At 42.8% G+C, this 17,005-nt stretch carries 18 protein-coding genes; 8 read left to right on the plus strand and 10 right to left on the minus strand.

All coding sequences use genetic code 11. From position 1 onward, the window contains the following. Positions 1-110: 110 nt before the first annotated feature. From DP120_RS03180 to DP120_RS03190, 3 genes are all read right to left on the minus strand, one after another. Complete coding sequence (locus tag DP120_RS03180) at positions 111-707, minus strand: class I SAM-dependent methyltransferase (protein ID WP_112221737.1); 597 nt, start codon at positions 705-707, stop codon at positions 111-113. Between the two features lie 245 nt (positions 708-952). Continuing rightward, positions 953-2,176, minus strand: coding sequence for an MFS transporter (locus DP120_RS03185; protein WP_112221738.1), 1,224 nt, complete (start codon positions 2,174-2,176; stop codon positions 953-955). 132 nt (positions 2,177-2,308) lie between these two features. Further along, the gene (locus tag DP120_RS03190; protein WP_112221740.1) at positions 2,309-2,632 is read right to left on the minus strand and encodes an ArsR/SmtB family transcription factor; all 324 of its coding nucleotides are present in this window, start codon (positions 2,630-2,632) and stop codon (positions 2,309-2,311) included. Between the two features lie 229 nt (positions 2,633-2,861). On the opposite strand from DP120_RS03190, the gene DP120_RS03195 reads away from it, so the two are divergent. The 7 genes from DP120_RS03195 to DP120_RS03225 all read left to right on the plus strand — a co-directional run bounded on the left by DP120_RS03195 (position 2,862) and on the right by DP120_RS03225 (position 8,029). After that, entirely contained in the window at positions 2,862-3,287 is a 426-nt protein-coding gene (locus DP120_RS03195; protein WP_112221742.1) for a DMT family transporter, read from the plus strand. A gap of 12 nt (positions 3,288-3,299) precedes the next feature. After that, entirely contained in the window at positions 3,300-3,965 is a 666-nt protein-coding gene (locus DP120_RS03200) for a Crp/Fnr family transcriptional regulator (protein WP_112221744.1), read from the plus strand. Positions 3,966-3,976: 11 nt separating this feature from the next. Beyond that, positions 3,977-4,465, plus strand: coding sequence for a DMT family transporter (locus DP120_RS03205; RefSeq protein ID WP_112221746.1), 489 nt, complete (start codon positions 3,977-3,979; stop codon positions 4,463-4,465). Positions 4,466-4,677: 212 nt separating this feature from the next. Then, positions 4,678-4,980, plus strand: coding sequence for a hypothetical protein (locus tag DP120_RS03210; protein WP_112221748.1), 303 nt, complete (start codon positions 4,678-4,680; stop codon positions 4,978-4,980). 128 nt (positions 4,981-5,108) lie between these two features. Next, a complete protein-coding gene (locus DP120_RS03215; RefSeq protein WP_112221750.1) occupies positions 5,109-5,657 on the plus strand; it encodes a sigma-70 family RNA polymerase sigma factor in 549 nt (182 codons plus the stop codon). After that, complete coding sequence (locus DP120_RS03220) at positions 5,632-6,765, plus strand: DUF4179 domain-containing protein (RefSeq protein ID WP_112221752.1); 1,134 nt, start codon at positions 5,632-5,634, stop codon at positions 6,763-6,765. Before DP120_RS03215 ends, DP120_RS03220 begins: the two co-directional genes overlap by 26 nt. 172 nt (positions 6,766-6,937) lie before the next feature. After that, positions 6,938-8,029, plus strand: a complete 1,092-nt coding sequence (locus DP120_RS03225; RefSeq protein WP_112221754.1) for an NAD(P)-dependent alcohol dehydrogenase — start codon at positions 6,938-6,940, stop codon at positions 8,027-8,029. A gap of 115 nt (positions 8,030-8,144) precedes the next feature. Here the strand turns inward: DP120_RS03225 and lepB are convergent, their stop codons facing one another. The 5 genes from lepB to DP120_RS03250 all read right to left on the minus strand — a co-directional run bounded on the left by lepB (position 8,145) and on the right by DP120_RS03250 (position 11,283). After that, a complete protein-coding gene (lepB, locus tag DP120_RS03230) occupies positions 8,145-8,705 on the minus strand; it encodes a signal peptidase I (protein ID WP_112221756.1) in 561 nt (186 codons plus the stop codon). 93 nt (positions 8,706-8,798) lie between these two features. Further along, positions 8,799-9,128, minus strand: a complete 330-nt coding sequence (locus tag DP120_RS03235) for a lipoprotein (protein WP_112221758.1) — start codon at positions 9,126-9,128, stop codon at positions 8,799-8,801. A 163-nt stretch (positions 9,129-9,291) separates the two neighbouring features. After that, a complete protein-coding gene (locus DP120_RS03240) occupies positions 9,292-10,206 on the minus strand; it encodes a DMT family transporter (protein ID WP_112221760.1) in 915 nt (304 codons plus the stop codon). Positions 10,207-10,256: 50 nt separating this feature from the next. After that, positions 10,257-10,589, minus strand: coding sequence for a hypothetical protein (locus DP120_RS03245; RefSeq protein WP_112221762.1), 333 nt, complete (start codon positions 10,587-10,589; stop codon positions 10,257-10,259). A 61-nt stretch (positions 10,590-10,650) separates the two neighbouring features. Further along, positions 10,651-11,283 carry a histidine phosphatase family protein gene (locus DP120_RS03250; RefSeq protein ID WP_112221764.1) on the minus strand — a complete coding sequence of 211 codons (633 nt, stop codon included), beginning with the start codon at positions 11,281-11,283 and terminating at the stop codon, positions 10,651-10,653. A 431-nt stretch (positions 11,284-11,714) separates the two neighbouring features. Here DP120_RS03250 and DP120_RS03255 point away from each other — a divergent pair, with 431 nt between their 5' ends. Beyond that, positions 11,715-14,150, plus strand: coding sequence for a PAS domain S-box protein (locus DP120_RS03255; RefSeq protein ID WP_112221766.1), 2,436 nt, complete (start codon positions 11,715-11,717; stop codon positions 14,148-14,150). A gap of 353 nt (positions 14,151-14,503) precedes the next feature. On the opposite strand, the gene DP120_RS03265 is transcribed toward DP120_RS03255, so the two are convergent. Together DP120_RS03265 and DP120_RS03270 are read right to left on the minus strand one after the other, a co-directional pair. Then, entirely contained in the window at positions 14,504-16,054 is a 1,551-nt protein-coding gene (locus tag DP120_RS03265; RefSeq protein ID WP_112221768.1) for an AMP-binding protein, read from the minus strand. Beyond that, positions 16,047-16,844 (minus strand): SDR family NAD(P)-dependent oxidoreductase, encoded by a 798-nt coding sequence (locus tag DP120_RS03270; protein ID WP_240611954.1) that lies wholly within the window; start codon positions 16,842-16,844, stop codon positions 16,047-16,049. Before DP120_RS03270 ends, DP120_RS03265 begins: the two co-directional genes overlap by 8 nt. Positions 16,845-17,005 lie beyond the last annotated feature (161 nt).

A 17,005-nucleotide genomic window follows, 5' to 3' on the forward strand; every position in this document is an offset into this window, starting at 1 on the left:
TTATTTTATGATTTTCTCAGATTAGCTTTTCACCATTGACGTATACCTCCTTAATCTATGCGAAGCAGTATTTCATATAGAATTAGCAATAATCCTTCATTCACTGATCTTTAAGGCTTCGCCCATATCAAATAGACATTCCCCGCCAGATAGCGCTCTTCTCTGGCAAAGTTCAGCTTGGAACTTTTAACCAGCCCACTGATGTCGCGATTTGCGTGGCACCCCACCATTTTCACTGCCAGCGGATCCAGGGATTTCTGCAGCCATGACAGAGGTTTATTGGAACTGATGCCGTGCTCAAGCAGCAGTATTTTCCCTTCTGGCCTGCACCATTTTTGAAAGTTGTCCAAAACGGCGAGCGGGTTTTGATAACCGCATAAAGTTCCGGAAGAAACGATTACATCGAAACTGTTTTCAGGGAAATCGATCATCTCCACATCTTCTTGAATAAGTGTGGTTTTAAACGGATATTCTTTTGCAGCCTGACGAGCTCTTTTCAGCATTTCTTCGCTGAAGTCCACTCCGGTCAATTCGACATCCCTGTTGTATAGAGGGAAATTGAGCCCCACTCCAATTCCAACCTCCAATACTTCGCCTTGTATATCCGTGAAAATTTTTTGCCGATATTTGAACGTCTTGTCATGTGTCCGGAGTTTATCGTACTTATTCGCTTGTTTATCGAACTTCCTGCTCTGAGTATTTTGCATACTGTCCTCTCCCTTCCAGATGGAAAGATTGTGAAGAACGTACCTTATTGATTTTGAACTTGAATAAACTTCTTCCGTGCTTTTGATTTATATGTATTATAACCGAAATTTCAGTCAATTCCTGAAGAAATAACCTTTTAAAAGAGAGTTCCTTATATAGCAGTGCTTGATGCTTACGCGCTTTATTTTTTTAGTAAGCAAAAACACCCTGCAGGCTGCAAGGTGTTTCACTTTCTTTATAATCACTATCCTTCATAAGCTTCCTCTGCAGCAAAGCTTTCCTTCCGGTCCAAACGGTAGCTGGCAAATGCCAGTCCCGAAGCAATTAGCGCACATAATGCGCCGACCCAGGAAAGCTGGACGAGGCTGGCGTTCGCCACGACGTATCCCCCAAGCGTTGCTCCCAGCGCAATGCCGACATTAACTGCTACAGGCGTTAACGATGAGGCGAAATCTTTAGCTGCCGGAAAATAGACTGTGGCCAAATTCATCAAATACAATTGAATGGTTGCGTTCATCGCATAGATCATCACGGCCATCAGCATGAGACTAATCAGTCCGGCATAAGTTGACTCCATCGTAAAATACAAAGATCCTAAAATCACAGCTTGGACAATGAATACATAACGCAGTTTACTCACACCGTTATTGCTGGCAATTTTTCCAGCCAATACATTACTGAAGATGGAAAACGCTCCGTACGCCAGCAAAATCACACTCACAAAACTCGTGGGAATAGACAAACCTTCTTCCAATATCGGTGTGATATAAGTGTAGATCGTATACGTTCCTGCAATTGAAAATGTCGGGATAAAGAAAGCCAGAATCATACGCGGATTCGTCAGCAAACCTAGCTGTTCTTTTGCCGATGCTTTTTCCACTTTCAGTCCTTTTGGCAAAATAAAGATGCTCATGATCAAACTGATGACGCCCAACAGCGTCGTGAACCAGAAAGTCAGCTGCCAGTTGCCGAGCTGTCCGATGAGTGTCCCTAAAGGAACTCCGATAACATTAGAAATCGTGAAGCCCGCAAAAATCAGCGCAATGATTGCCCCTTTTTTGCTTTCCGGCATGATGTCGGCAGCAATACTCATCGACAGCGCCACCAAAACGCCGCTTACAACCGCAGTTATGACCCGCGAAAAGATTAACAGTTCATAAGAACCGGATAAGGCACTGATCACATTTCCGATAATGAACAACGAAATCAGTATCAGCATCAACGGATATTTTGGAAAACGGCTGACGTAAGCCGTCATCACCGGCGTGCCGATTGCATAGGCGATGGCGAAGCCGGATACCAGCGTGCCCGCTACTGCAAGGCTGATATTCAAATCGGAGGAAACTTCAGTTAAAAGGCCGACAATGACAAATTCACTGGTACCCATGACGAACGTCAACAGCGTCAGTGTAAATGCCAATACTTTCTGTTTTGCAGTTAATATTTCTTTTTTTATACTTGTGGTCATGAAAAATTCACTCCTGGTTGCTGTTTTTACTTAATACGAATGAATCGTTCCATTCCCATTGAAAGCATGTTTTGAATATAGATATATCTAAAAATGTCGATATGACAAATTAAAAAAAGACATAGCGATGTCTCAGATTTCTTCGTTGATGAATTTCGTGATTTTCGCCAATGTCTCTTCATTTCGTCTGTAATAAGTCCATTGTCCATAACGCACCGCTTCCAGCAAACCTGCTTTTTGCATGAGCGACAGATAATGGGAAACGGTAGATTGCGATAAATTCACTTTTTCTTGAATATCTCCTACACAGACGCCACCTTCTATACTTACCTCCTTAGGCAAATGCGCTTGCTGTGCTGGAAAATTCTTCTCCGGTTCTCTCAGCCACCTTAAAATATTTAGACGGGTTTCATTTGATAAAGCTTTGAAAATATCTAATACATTTAAATTATCCATGCAGACATCTTATATCGAATTAATTCGATATGTCAATTTGTCTGTTTCTTATACTTCCACTTACTTTTAATACGATTCTCTAAATGCTGTTGTTCATCACTTTATATCGCCGTTTTCTATATCCAACTTGCTTATCTTATTCATCTGCGTAATGATTAATGGGACATGTGTCCTTTTCGTACCGTTTCTGCCCCTGTAAATTAGGAGTATAGAAAGGTGCGTGCATTTTATGAAAGGGATCCTATTTGCGCTGCTCGGCGGATTTTTTCTGACATTCCAAAGCGTGGCAAATGCGACGATCAGCAATCAAATCGGCTCATGGCAAGCGGCTACAATGACCCAGCTGACCGGCTTTGTGCTGGCAATTTTCATTGTATTAGTCATCAGAGACCGGTCATATCGCCAACTTCCACAGGTTTCACCTTTATATGCGTCCGGCGGCATGCTGGCAGCGATTGTGCTGTTCAGCAATATGACTGCGGTCCATATAATGGGGGTAACGCTGACCATCGCTATTTTCCTGATTGCCCAGCTTGTTCTGGCAATTGCCATCGATGGCAGAGGATGGTTTGATATGTCACAAAAGAGAATTGGAAAGACTCAAATTGTCGGCGTGCTGATGATGATTGCAGGCGTCATTATTTTGAAAATGTAGGAGTGAAGAAGAATGGACAGGCGCATTGCGGATTATCTTCAGCAGTTTGAACTTTTGGATTTATTTCCTGAATATGTCCGGGAAGAGATGTTTGTCGCCACCTACAGCAGCGGTGAACGCTTGTTTTCACAAAGCGACGAAGCGGACACGCTCTATCTGCTGGTCAAAGGGAAATTGAAAATTTCTATACTGTCGCCAGAAGGAAAGCGGCTGATTCTGGCATTCAAGTCACAATTCGATATTGTAGGCGATGTTGAATACGTACGAGAATGTCCGTTCATCAATACGGTGGAAGCCGTAACAGATATTGTGGTCATCGGCATATCATACGATGCACTGCGCAAACATATGGCGGATAATGCAGCGTGGCTGCAATTTCTACTCCAGACCATCACGACAAAGTTTGAAACAAAAACGCGGGCGATGAACTTCAACCTGCTTTATACAGTCGATGTCCGCGCGGCAAGTTACCTGCTGTCGATGACTCCGACCCAGCCGATGCTTGGATCCACTTCGCTCATCGATATGGCGGATTTAATCGGCACCAGCTACCGCCATTTGAACCGCGTCCTCCAGCAATTTGAACAAGCTGGATGGATTGTGAAAAAACGCGGCAAAATCACTTTGCTCGACCGCGATGCCCTTTTGGAGCAGGCGGGACAAAATATATACGAATAGGAGGGATCCAAATGGCTCTCGGAATCTTTTTGGCAATTATCGGCGGAGCGTTTGTCTCCATCCAGAATACGTTTAACGCAAACGTCAAAAAACAGGTCAGCGTCTGGACAACCACTGCCTTGGTATTGTTCCTGGGGTTTGCCGCCTCGCTTGCGGCCGGCCTGATATTTGAAGGAACAGGCTTATTCATCTTCCAGGCTGAACTATGGTTCTGGTTCAGCGGCATCGTGGGAGTCGGCGTGGTTGCCTGTGTCACACAGGGCGTCCAAATTCTCGGACCAAGCCGCGCCATTTCGCTCGTCATGGTCTCCCAGATTTTCTTCGGCCTGATGTGGGATACGCTCGGCTGGTTCGGTCTCGAACAGGTCCCATTCACCTGGCAGTCGCTTCTTGGCGTATTGATGATCAGCGGCGGCGTGCTGCTGTTCCAGCTGGGACCTAAATTAGAACAAAAACCTTTTGTGAAATTGAATCCTGAAACGATGGAAGCGAATGATTGATAGTTAATTAATGAAACCCGGCACTCCTGAGAAATTGGGAGTGCCGGGTTTCTTTTTGTAATATCTCAGCAAATCTATACGAGAAAAATTAAGCACTATCATTTAAGTAAAAACCTGTATTCATTAAACTTATCTTGTGATAAGCTCATTTTAACGATTTTCAAGATTCTGGTATATTCAAGTTTACTGAATGGTACAAGAGGAGCCACGTGATGGAGCAAATATTAGGTTTGTTATTGACTGTTTTCTTCGGATTTATTGCGCTATATTGCTTCGACTTCACTTTTAAAAAATACGAGGACGACGATGAAGAATTCCCGGACACAACATCATGGGATATAGGCTTATTCTCTTTAATTGCTATTAGCTTAGAGCATTTGATCCGTTGGTTAAAGAGCAAACTGCCGTTATCGATCTATATTTTCATTGTTAAAGCTCTCTCATTATCGATGGGATTATTGTTGACTTTGCTTGCTTGTCTATCCTGGTTGGTTCTGGTATCAGAAACCATTTAGTAATTTTTAAAATTTTCTTAAGAAGAGCGTTGAAGGATTTTTTATCCTCTTGCTCTTCTATTTTTATTTCCAGAAATATGAAACGTTTTTAGTCTTCCGTTTCTCTAATTAGTAAAGGGGTGAACAGGATGCAGCATGACGAACAAAGAGTCACGGCAGCGATCAAAGGAAATAAACAAGCACTGCAATATTTACTTGGTCTTGAAAAAGAAAAGCTCTATCGGATAGCTTACACATATATGCGGAATGAAGAAGACGCAGTTGAAGTGTTTCAGCAAACCGTACTGTCTGCCATCGAATCGATACATACGCTCAGAGAACCTGCGTATTTCTCAACTTGGCTGACAAGAATCTGCATAAACCAGTCGATTACGACACTGAGAAAAAAGAATAAGCTTGTTGTAATGGATGATATTGCAGAACATTTACTGGCTAAGAATCAACCGGAAGACCTGGATTATAAAATGGATGTAGTCGATGCGCTCGGTAAACTGCCTGAAAAATATAAAACAGTTCTTCTATTGCGTTTCTATCAGGATTTTTCGATTAAACAGATTATGGAGATTTTGGATTGTCCGGAAGGAACAGTAAAAACGAATATCCACCGGGGTCTGGCATTATTGAAAAAAGGGTTGAAAGGAGTGTACCTGGATGAAGGAAAAAGAGATTTCAATTAAATCATCATTAGAAACCATTCAAATTCCCACAGAAAAATTGGATAGAATACTCTACGATGCATTCGTTGATAAGCCTGCGCCTAAACGATCCCGTAAAAAGTGGCTGTATACTTCAGCTGCGGCAGCCATGCTTGCGATAGGAATTTTGACGACCTCCATGATCGCTTCTCCTGCACTGGCAAACTTGGCGGTCCAAATCCCTGTAATAGGGAATGTATTCAGTTTCTTCGTTGAAGACAACGAAGACAATGAACCTTATGAAAGTTATGAGTATTTCAGTGAAGCAGTCGGATTAACACAAATCGACAGCGGAATTGAAATAATTATTGATCAAGCTGTATATGATGGCACAAATGTAACTTTATCATTCCTGCTAAAGACTGATGAGCCATTGGGCGAAGGACTTCATTTTGCTTCTTATCCTCAGGTAGAGGGAACACCCCCTGGCAATGCGGGTATGGAATTTGAAACTGTAGAAAATGTGGGTTATGCAGGAATTATCAGAGTAACACCGGATTTAAATGAGGAGTTGGGAGAACTCAATATCACCTGGGAACCTGGTTCCATCATGATGCAAACAAAAGAAATCGAGGGAGATTGGAAGTTTAACTTTGCAGTCACGCAAATTCTGAAAGAACCTATGCCCCTAGACATCAAGGTTAAGGAAGAAGGCGTAACAGTTCATTTGAAAGAGGTCACATTTACCGACATATCAGTAAATATTGCATACCAGCAACTGGTCGATCCAGCTTACCTTACCGAATGGTCAGCCGTCGAAGCAGAGCTGATTGCGCAGGATAATTTGGGGAAAGTTTATAATGTCCCGTATAACGGGGGTTCAACAGACGGTTCAGCAAAAACAGCTGAAGACTTTAACTGGACTGCTACAATGAGCGGTTTAGATCCTCAAGCGACGTCTTTAACTCTCTATCCTTTTGCCACGGTGAGCAATTTCGATGAAGAAACGCAAACTTCTGAATCCAAGCGTCTGGAGTTCGATGCTGTACAGATTGATTTAACCGATCACTCTCATACTATTATAAAAGACCCCACCATACCTGAACTGCCGAAAGATGAAGATGAAGAGTTAATAGATTCGAGCAATTAAAATGAGTCAGAAAGAGCCACTGAAAAGTGGCTCTTTTTCACTGGAAATTGCTTCTAAAAAATCACGTCACATATTGCAGCCACAAACTTAAATCTAACCCCTATATAGTGAGTACACCTATGGAAATCGGGTAATTATGAAGGAAGATAGGATTATATGAGGAGGATTGCAGATGAAAATACAAGCAGCCGTTACCCATGGTTTAGCGGAAGAATTTAAACTCGAGGAAGTGGAACTGAACGAACCGAAAGCCAATGAAGTGCTGGTCAAAATCGTGGCATCCGGTGTTTGCCATACGGATGCAGTAGCAAGAGATCTGGGCTTGTCGCCGTTTCCTGCCGTTCTTGGACATGAAGGATCGGGAATAGTTGAAAAAGTAGGAGCTGGAGTTACAACAATCCAAGCAGGCGACCATGTAGTACTGTCTTTTGCTTATTGCGGCCACTGCGAAAATTGTTTGACTGGGCATCCCACAGTTTGCCTGAACTTCAATGATTTGAACTTTGGAGGCAAAATGCAGGATGGAACAAACCGTCTCCATCACGGTGATCAAGCCGTTTCCACCTTTTTTGGCCAGTCATCTTTCGGGACTTTCGCGGTTACCAATGAAAGAAACGTCGTCAAGGTCGACCCGGAAGTGGATTTAGCACTGCTCGGTCCGCTTGGCTGCGGTATACAGACTGGCGCGGGCACCGTATTGAACCGGTTCAAACCGGAGTTTGGTTCTTCCATCGCTATTTACGGCAGCGGTGCGGTCGGACTTAGCGCTGTTATGGCAGCAAAAATCGCTGGCTGCATTAATATTATCGCTGTCGATATCCACGATAGCCGACTCGAGCTGGCAAAAGAGCTTGGAGCGACGCACACGCTGAACGGAAAAAATGTCGACGTCGTTGAAGAAGTCAAAAAAATCACCAACGGCGGTACGCATTACGCAGTTGAAACAACGGGAGTGCCCCCTGTCGTAAAACAATCCATTCATGCACTTCGCCCGCTTGGTTCATGTGCCATTGTCGGTGTGACACCTGAAATTACTTTCGACGTCCATAACGACATCATGGCAGAAGGCAAAACTGTAATGGGCGTTATCGAAGGGGATTCGATCCCACAGGTATTCATTCCTCAACTGGTTGATTATTACAAACGCGGCATGTTCCCATTCGACAAACTGACAAAAGTCTATGATTTCGAGCAAATCAACGAAGCTTTCCAAGAATCTAAAGACGGCACTACTATTAAGCCGATTGTAAAAATCGGCAAATAGATGAAAGCTTCTTTATAAAGAATATAAGACTGCAGGCAAACTCTGTTCAAAAGAGTTTGCCTGCAGTCTTTTCTTTTTCAATTTATTAATAAAATTTCTTTGGAGAACGGACGAATTATTCCACAAATCTCATTTCATCCAACGGCCAAAAAACAAACATGGCGCTGCCCATAATTTCTTCCGTCGGCACTAACCCGATAATCCGGCTGTCCGTACTGTTTTCCCGGTTATCTCCCAATACAAAAACATAGCCTTCTGGAATCTCTTCGATTTCCAGCAGTTCTTCCAGTGTAAAATCTTTTGTCAAACTGCCGTCACTTTTCTGCTCTTTCAGAGTTGATAAATAAGGTTCTTCCTGGATTTCTCCGTTTATAAGCAGCTCATCATTTTCAAAAGCTATATGATCCCCGGGCAGCCCGATTATCCGTTTTATATAATCTTCCTCTTCGGAAGCATGGAAAACGACAATATCATACCGCTCCGGCTCTCCCAAGGTATAACCGATTTTGTTAACAATTATCCGTTCGCCGTCTTCAAAGGTCGGCCTCATCGATTCACCGTCAACCAAAACCGGTTCAAACAGGAAAAATCGAATACCTCCAACCACAATCACAGCGATAATAATCGCTTTTGCCCACTCCCAAAGCTCGTTTTTCTCTTTTTTATCTTGTACCACGTTTAATCACCTTCTCTGAAATTTATGGATCAGTAAAACTGGCTTTCTTACAAACTATAATTATCTTTGAGAAAAATCAAATATGATGAAAAGCTACTCTTTATCCTCATATCCTTTCCCTACCGCTTCTTCTTTATCAAGATCAATATATACAACCAGATTTCCGAAAGTGGAGCTCTCCGTATTATTAAACACCACTGCATAAACCTGTTCTTTGCTGTAATTGTTGTCGATCACAGACTTAATTTCATGTGATACGTTTTCTTTTGTGACAGTAGAATCTTTGGGGCTGGCTGGAATCAAATCCTGTTCTGCCTTTGAAAGACTATTATAAGCCACCATCTCGATCGGCAATTCAGAAGCGGATGTATTACATCCTGTCAGCAATAAAAACAAGACAGGAAGAAATAGAATTTTTTTCACATGAAACGCCCCCTTATCCAGTCGATATCATTTTGCTCTAACCTGAATAATAAACCCTTCCCTTTTTATTCAACTTAATTCCTTAAAAACCTTTTCCCAAGAAAATTTACAGGCGGAATTTCAAATATAAAAGAGGCAGCTCCTGATAAGGCGCCGCCTCCTGCTATTCTTCCGCCAACTCTTTTGATTCCCCGTTACCCGCCAGCGACAGCCACGTGACGAATACGAGCATGATCGCCGCGCCGCCAAGCTGGATAGGTTCCAGGAATTGGCCAAACCAGAGGGCCGAGATAATCATCGCTGTCAGTGGCTCAAAAGCGGATAAGATGCTTGCTTCCACCGGTAAAATGAAACGCATGCTGCTCAGGAACAGGACAAATGCAAGGGTGCCGATAATGATAACAGCCAAAATTCCCAGGGAGACGCCCGGTTTAGCCAAAAGCGGCCAATCATTCGATTTGAAAACAGGATTGACGAGCCCTAGGAATATGCCGCCGAACAGCATGGACCAACCGACGATCAAAAGTACGCCCCATTCCTCCATCAGCCGGCCCGGGTAGAGCGTATAGAAAGCGAAAGCCAAGCCGACCATCACTCCCCAAAAGAGCGCTATTCCACTGATTGCCAGTTCATCCAACCGGCCATTTGTCAGTAACAGAAAGAGTCCCGCCATGGTACCGATCATCCCGATGAGTTGGTATTTTGGTGGAAATTTTTTATGCCGCAGTGAAATAAAGAGAATGAGATAAACCGGCGCCAGGAATTGAAACAAAGTAGCAACCACTGCATTGCTCGTTTCAATAGAAGAAACAAAACTGAACTGGACACCCAGCATGCCAAGCACGGAAAAAATCAGCAGTTGGCGCACCCAAATACCTCCATGAAAAACTGAAAGGATTTTGACCTTCTTTAATTTCAAAAAAACAAGCAGCAATACCCCCGCAATAATCAGCCGAAGAGTTAAAAGAAACGAAACCGACAGTCCATAAGTTTCAAAAAGCCATTCCATCAGCGGTCCTGTCGCTCCCCATAACGCAGCTCCGCTCAAAATCATTGCAATTCCTTTTACACGGTTCATCAGGCTCCTCCTTTCACTGTTAATCCCTTGAACCAGCTATCTATACAAAACTAATTACCATAGCTGTCGCTTCTTATAGGGATGTCGTTAAATTCCGGGTGAATGAAAATATCTTCATACGGTATCGTCGTATCAACTTCATACTCTCCTGTTTCTTCATTGATTTCAAATAACACCAGCTGCTCCCAGCCACTGCTCGCACCTTGGTCCACTATCCCAATCTTATTTGGTGCAATGTGCACCAAGCGGTCTCCGGGACTTTCCACCGAAACATAAGGTTCTGATCCAGCTGCAACTTCAGTATTTGGTAATTTAACAGCTATGATAATCAAACATATTAAAATTCCACTTAAAATTACTTTAATAAATGTGTCATTCTTCACTTTTCACCATCTCCTCATTTAACATTAAACACTTTTCATTGTCTCCACTGTATTTAAATTCCTAATTTCCCTCCTGCGTTTGCAATTTTTTCACGTGAGAAGTGTCGCCTTCCAAGACAATTGTGAAGTTGTCATCGCCTGCTTCTACTATCGTAAGACTTGTATCATGAATAAAGGGCGGGGACCATAAATCTTCAAGTGGCAGTTTCTTAAAAAACACCAATAATGCCTTGATGATAATTGAATGAGTAACTATTAAAATATTTCCCTCTTGATGATTCCCTCTTATTACCTGTACTGCTTCGAGTGCACGTTCTTGCAACTCTCTGAAGTTTTCCCCGGTTGCTGAGGTATAGAGATGAGGTGTGTTCCAGAATGAAAAATACTCTTCCGGGTAGTTTTTATTTATATAGACATGCTCCTTACCTTCCCATTCTCCTACGTTTATCTCCCGTAACTTATCATCAACTTTGATTTCCAATTTCCGATCTGCACAAATTGCTTGGGCTGTTGAAAGGGCCCTTAGACTTGGACTGGCGTATACCGCTTCAAATTCTGTATCCTTTAACCGTCCACCCAATTCCAATGCATTTTTCTTACCTTTTTCAGTTAAAGGAGAATCTCCCCAGCCCTGCATTCTTTTCTCCAAATTCCATTCAGTTTCCCCGTGCCTTGTAATATATAGCGTTAACATTGAATCTCTCCTGCTTCCCTGCCCTGTTAGGCTTATTGATATAAGTTTTCTTTATATGAGAGGAATTTGTTCGACAAGCTTCCGACTCATTTTCTCACTCCTTTTTACTAAACGCATATCTGACTGAGTTTACTTTTTCCAATAAAATTTTCACGTCATTAGTTTATTCCTTTCCCAATAATCCAGCAGAAAAATAACCATATCTCTGCTTTCATTTGAATGCTCAAAAACCTTCCTAAGTACTTTTTTAAATTTATAAAAGAAACACTATCTTACAATTCCCTAATCGATTAAACTTTGAATAGATGGAAAATAATAACTTTATTTATTGTACAATACATATAACAGGATTTTTAATTTAATTTTCTAATAAAAGCTATATTTACAGCCGTATTAAGCGGTTTTCTTTATGTACCGGGAGGAGAATAAGAATGGAGGATTACTATATTGAAAATATAGACCAGGATTTTTTAGCCTCTACTGCTCTTTTGGATGTGATTAAAGATCCGGTTTTTTTGATGAAGAAAGACCGGGATTCTTTCAAGTATGTCTATGTAAATCCAGCAGCCTTAACTATATTGAAGATGCAGGAGATTACGGGGCGCCGGATTGAAGAGGTCCTGCCGCCGGAAGTTTGCCAGCGATTGATGCCGCATTACCGAAAGGTGCAATCCACCAAGGAATCCGTGGAGTTTACCGAAAGAATACAGACTGAAAACGGTGAATTCATTGGAGAAACGATGCTTAACCCAATCGTGTCCAAAGGCCACGGGTGTCTGTATATCCTGGCAATCGTTAGAGATGTGACGGAAAGGGAACGCAAGAAACAGCTCCTTATAGATACGCAAAGAGAGATGGAAATTGAGCGTAAAAGATTGAAGTCACTCGTTAATAATAATGTAAATCCAGTATTTGAATTCGACCAGCAGAAAAAATTCACCAGCCTCAACAAGATGGTTTCGGAAGCTACCGGTTTCTGCGAAGAAGAACTGCTTGGCACCTCTATTTTATCTCTAGTAGCTGATAATTGTTTGGAAGAGACGCGATTGAACTTTGAAAAGGCGTTAACAGGACAGTCCATTGATTTTGAAACCAGCATTTATACAAAGGACCGACAGACTGCCACGTTTCAGATGAATACAATTCCTATTATTATTGAAGAAGAAGTAATTGGAGTCTATGCCATTGCCAAGGCGATTACCGAGCAGAAAGAAACGGAGCGCCTCCTGCAGGAAAGTGAACAGCGCTATAAATCACTGTTTGAAAACCATCCCCATGGAATAATGACTTTTGACCGGGAAGGCAATTTATTGAGCATCAATAGAAGAATTGAGTCCATCACAGGCCATAATCTAACGGAACTGGGAGGCGAGTTATACCTTTCAATTATCCTGAATGAAGAAGCAGAAAAAGTGAGCAATAACTTTTACAAAACCCTCTCTGAAAGACAGCCTGTACAATATGAATTGACGTTCCGCCATAAAAACGGCCATTTGATTGAACTGCAGGTAATAAACATACCTATTATCATAGACAGCCACTTGGTCGGCATACACGGCATCATCACCGATGTAACGGTGATCAATCAAGCCCAAAAGGCATTAATTGCAACGAAAACAGAACTTGAAGTATTCTGGGACAACTCGACTGACCCTATTTTTTACATAGATACAAAAGGCGATATTCTGAAAGTGAATCCTGCATTTGTGAAAACATTCGGCTTCACGGAAGAAGAAATGGTCACCGGCAAAGGCACCATTATTCCACCACATATGCGGCACGACCAAATCAATATTGTAGAAAAAATCCTGAACGGTGAAACGGTCAATTCCCATGACACCATCCGCCTGACGAAAACCGGGAAACCGCTCAATATCATTTCTTCGTATTCACCCGTAAGAAATGCGGATAAAGAAATTATCGGTGCCACCATTATTTATAAAAATGTCACAGAACTTAAAATAGCTGAGAAAGAATTGCTGAAAAGCCAGGAAAAATACAAAATTATAACGGAAAGCACGTTTGATATCGTTACAATGATTAATCTTGATGGACTGATTGATTATGTATCTCCTGCCTACGAAACTATTTCAGGTTATTCCGCCGATGATTGTATTGGAAAATCCCTTATGACAAATATCCATCCGGAAGACGCTGCTGATTTGACAGAGAGTATTTTTTCCTTACTTGAAGGAGGAAGGCCAGCCACGATTGAAGTTCGTTTTATGCATCGGGAGGGCCATTACATCTGGATGGAAGTTTCGCCTACTCCCGTTTTGGAAAAGGGAGAAGTGAAACAGGTATTTACAATATCCAGAAATATCACGGAGCGAAGAAGGCTTCAGGAGAAAGTGGAAAGAATGGCATTTTACGACCATCTAACCGGCATACCAAACCGCCGGACTTTTGATGACAAGCTGAAAAAAGCATTCAACCGGGCAAAATCGTCGGGCAAAAAAGCAGCTGTCTTAATGCTCGATGGCCATAAATTCAAGCAAATAAACGATCAATACGGCCATGATGCTGGAGATGCTGTCATTAGGGAAATGGCACTTCGTTTACAATCCTGCGTTCATCCGATGGGAACAGCCGCCCGTTTAGGCGGAGATGAAATGGGCGTTGTCCTGCCCGCCATCGACTCATTGGAAGCAGCCGAAGACATAGCAAAAAAAATACTGGATTCGTATGAAACACCATTACGTTTCAATGGATTCGACATCAAGATAGGAGCCGGCATCGGCATCTCGCTCTACCCCGACCATTCCACAGATGAAAGACAGCTGATTAAGTTCGCGGATCTGGCTTTGTATGAAGCGAAGAAGATGGGCCGGAATACGTATAAGGTTTATGAGCCGGATTGTATGTAGTTTCGCGGATGAAAAAGTTTCAAAGACAGTATCAAGATGAAAAGAGCCTGGAAGAAAGCCGTTTAGCGGTCTTCTTTCAGGCTCTTTTGATGGTTTATTGCTTCCCAAAGTCTTTCTTTCACCTTATAAAGTTCGCTAATACAGGCATTAGTATTAGGATAAGTACACTTTGGATAAACGTTAAAATAATATCCTTCTTCCAGCTATTGTTCTTGGGATAGCGATTGGCCAGCCTTTGCAGCACAAAAAATAGAATCCACCAAGATAGCAGCGTATAAATGACCGAACTGAAACTTCCATACATTTCATTATACATTTTATAGCTCACCCTCCATTATATGCCCCTCTTTGATTCATTGGACTTCTGCACTCGCATTTGCCCGAACCTGCTTCCTGTCCAGCTTTCCAACGTCTGTATACATGAGTTCCCTAACAAAAACGATTTCCCGCGGTATCTGGAATCCCGCCAACTGTGTTTGCAGCCAACTCGAAAGCTCCCCTTTCGTCAGGGTTTTATCAGAATGAAGCTGTACGAATGCTTTCAGAATCTGGCCGCTGCAGATATCTTCTACTCCAATTACCGCCGCATCTTCTACACATGGATGATTGGTTATGGCACACTCGATTTCCAGTGGATAGATATTATTGCCCGCTGAAATGATTAAATCGTCTGTCCGCCCGCACAGGAAATAATAGCTATTCCGATCCCGATAGCCGATATCGCCTGTCTTAATCCAACGGCTCGCACTGTTTCTCATCGACCACTTATTACGAATACAGAACTCACCGATATTGCCCGGCTTCACTTTCTTTCCTTCTGCTACTACCTGAAATCGCCCTCCGGCAATCACTTTTCCGAGCGTGTTGGAATGATGTTTCAAATCTTCAGGTGCAGCGATGATATTCAATCCTGCTTCCGAAGTTCCATATAAATTGTATAAAACATCCCCCAGATGGTGGTTCACTTCCTCTACCAGAGCCGGATTCAGTTTCGCACCACCTGACGCAATGCAGGCAAGAGACTGGAGTTCTTCACTATTGTGTTTCAGCATTTTATGAATCATCAGAGGAACGACTGTGACTACTTCGACTTGATGAAGCCGAATCAGATTGCATGCGCTTCTCACATCAAAACTGTCCTGAATGACCACTTTCTTGCCCAGTGCAAAAAACGCCAGCAGTACTGCAATGCCGTAACCATGGTAGATCGGCGTCGCAATATAAGCGGTGCTGTATTTCGGTAAATGCAGACGGTTCAGTAAAGCCGCGAACGGATGAAGAAAATTGAACAGGGACGGCCGGTGAACCACTTGTTTTGGTTTTCCAGTGGTACCGCCGGTCAACAACACGATTTTGCCGATGGAAGACGGCGGCAGTTTTTGATTTCCGCCCGGAACCATTCCAGCCAACATACTTATTGATGCTTTATTGTCCTGGTAACTGACGATTTTTGGATTCCGGTAAAGAGATCCTTCAATCACATCGCTGAATTCCTCGTCATAAATCAGGAAGTCGAAATTTTGCTCTTCCACCAGCCGGTTGAATTGCAGCCGGCTCATGGAACTGTTCAGCAGGTATAAATCCGCTCCCAAACGTGAAGCAGCAAAAATCCCCTGCACTAAAGAAGCATGATTTCTACAGAAAAAAGCCACTTTCCGGCCTTTTCCAATTTCATAACGTTCTGCCAGATGATGGACAAGATTTTCGCACCGTTCCTGCAGCTGCTGATAACTGAGATTTTCCCGGCTATCCACCAAAGCTGTTTGCGTGCCTCCCGCTCTTTCAGTCAATGTAAATAAAAGCATCAGGTTGACACCGTTTTGCCGGATGGCCGATCCCAGACGAGCAATCTTCGAAGGTGACAGAAAATCGAGCTGGGACAATATTTTCAGTAAGTTAAACATTGCCTCTCTCACGCTCCTTCACCCTTAACAAGCGCGGGATCACAAACGACAGCGGTGCTCTAAAGGCAACAGAAGCCCATTGTCCGAAAATCAGCCACCACGGCTTATAAACTTTCCGTTTCGAATAAAGTGCGCCGCCTATAATTTCAGCCACGTGAACCGGCGACATGGCCGGAGCTTTCCGGTAGGCCACGGTCGGTTCGATCATGGGCGTCCTCACCAGCGGCAGATAAATCGAGGTGGTGGAAATGTTATTGATTTTCAATTCCGGCTCTGCTGAACGGAACCATGTATCAAAAGCCGTTTTCGATGCCTGATAGGCAGCCCAATAGGGAACAGGCAGAAGCAAGGCATTGATGGTGGAAATATTGACGATATGCCCGTTCTTTTTCGCAAGCAACGGAATGAGCGACAGCAATAATTGAACTGGAGCAAAATAGTTGATCGCCATAGTACGCGTAAAATCATGGTAACGGTCCAATGACTCGGCAATCGGACGGTTAATGGAAATTCCCGCGTTGCTGATGAAGACATCCAGTCCTTCCGGTAACTCATGGAGAAACGCCAGCAAGTCACTTACCTCTTTTTCACTTCGCAAGTCTGCCGAAAACACGGTGACCTGGGCTGAACTCTTTTCAATCTCTTCTTTTATAAGGTTCAGATTTTCTTCACGGCGCGCCACTAAAATCATATGTACAGTTGTATTGGCCAATAGATACGCGACCTCTTTGCCGATGCCCGAACTTGCACCGGTTATTAAAATGGTCTTTCCATCTAATTCGTCTTTCATCCTTGAGAAATTGAATGATGGAGAATGGAAAAGTGTTCGCTCCAATAAAGTGTAATTATGCATCCAGTCAGCACCTTCTTATGAAATGGCAAATCTATATCAAGAATTTTCCGACTCTTCTTTTTATAAATTTTAACATTTAACCACATTATTGGAATAGG

Origin of the sequence: Planococcus halotolerans (assembly GCF_003289955.1) — a bacterium.
In the GTDB taxonomy this organism is placed as follows: Bacteria; Bacillota; Bacilli; order Bacillales_A; family Planococcaceae; genus Planococcus; species Planococcus halotolerans.

Excerpts from the sequence above, each read along its gene's own strand:
- DP120_RS03265 (WP_112221768.1), bottom strand. The coding sequence starts at position 16,054 with ATGTTTAACTTACTGAAAATATTGTCCCAGCTCGATTTTCTGTCACCT.
- DP120_RS03215 (WP_112221750.1), top strand. The coding sequence starts at position 5,109 with ATGCAGCATGACGAACAAAGAGTCACGGCAGCGATCAAAGGAAATAAA.
- DP120_RS03250 (WP_112221764.1), bottom strand. The coding sequence starts at position 11,283 with ATGTTAACGCTATATATTACAAGGCACGGGGAAACTGAATGGAATTTG.
- DP120_RS03240 (WP_112221760.1), bottom strand. The coding sequence starts at position 10,206 with ATGAACCGTGTAAAAGGAATTGCAATGATTTTGAGCGGAGCTGCGTTA.
- DP120_RS03195 (WP_112221742.1), top strand. The coding sequence starts at position 2,862 with ATGAAAGGGATCCTATTTGCGCTGCTCGGCGGATTTTTTCTGACATTC.
- DP120_RS03185 (WP_112221738.1), bottom strand. The coding sequence starts at position 2,176 with ATGACCACAAGTATAAAAAAAGAAATATTAACTGCAAAACAGAAAGTA.
- DP120_RS03205 (WP_112221746.1), top strand. The coding sequence starts at position 3,977 with ATGGCTCTCGGAATCTTTTTGGCAATTATCGGCGGAGCGTTTGTCTCC.
- DP120_RS03220 (WP_112221752.1), top strand. The coding sequence starts at position 5,632 with ATGAAGGAAAAAGAGATTTCAATTAAATCATCATTAGAAACCATTCAA.
- DP120_RS03225 (WP_112221754.1), top strand. The coding sequence starts at position 6,938 with ATGAAAATACAAGCAGCCGTTACCCATGGTTTAGCGGAAGAATTTAAA.
- DP120_RS03270 (WP_240611954.1), bottom strand. The coding sequence starts at position 16,844 with ATGAAAGACGAATTAGATGGAAAGACCATTTTAATAACCGGTGCAAGT.
- DP120_RS03180 (WP_112221737.1), bottom strand. The coding sequence starts at position 707 with ATGCAAAATACTCAGAGCAGGAAGTTCGATAAACAAGCGAATAAGTAC.
- DP120_RS03210 (WP_112221748.1), top strand. The coding sequence starts at position 4,678 with ATGGAGCAAATATTAGGTTTGTTATTGACTGTTTTCTTCGGATTTATT.
- DP120_RS03200 (WP_112221744.1), top strand. The coding sequence starts at position 3,300 with ATGGACAGGCGCATTGCGGATTATCTTCAGCAGTTTGAACTTTTGGAT.
- DP120_RS03190 (WP_112221740.1), bottom strand. The coding sequence starts at position 2,632 with ATGGATAATTTAAATGTATTAGATATTTTCAAAGCTTTATCAAATGAA.
- DP120_RS03255 (WP_112221766.1), top strand. The coding sequence starts at position 11,715 with ATGGAGGATTACTATATTGAAAATATAGACCAGGATTTTTTAGCCTCT.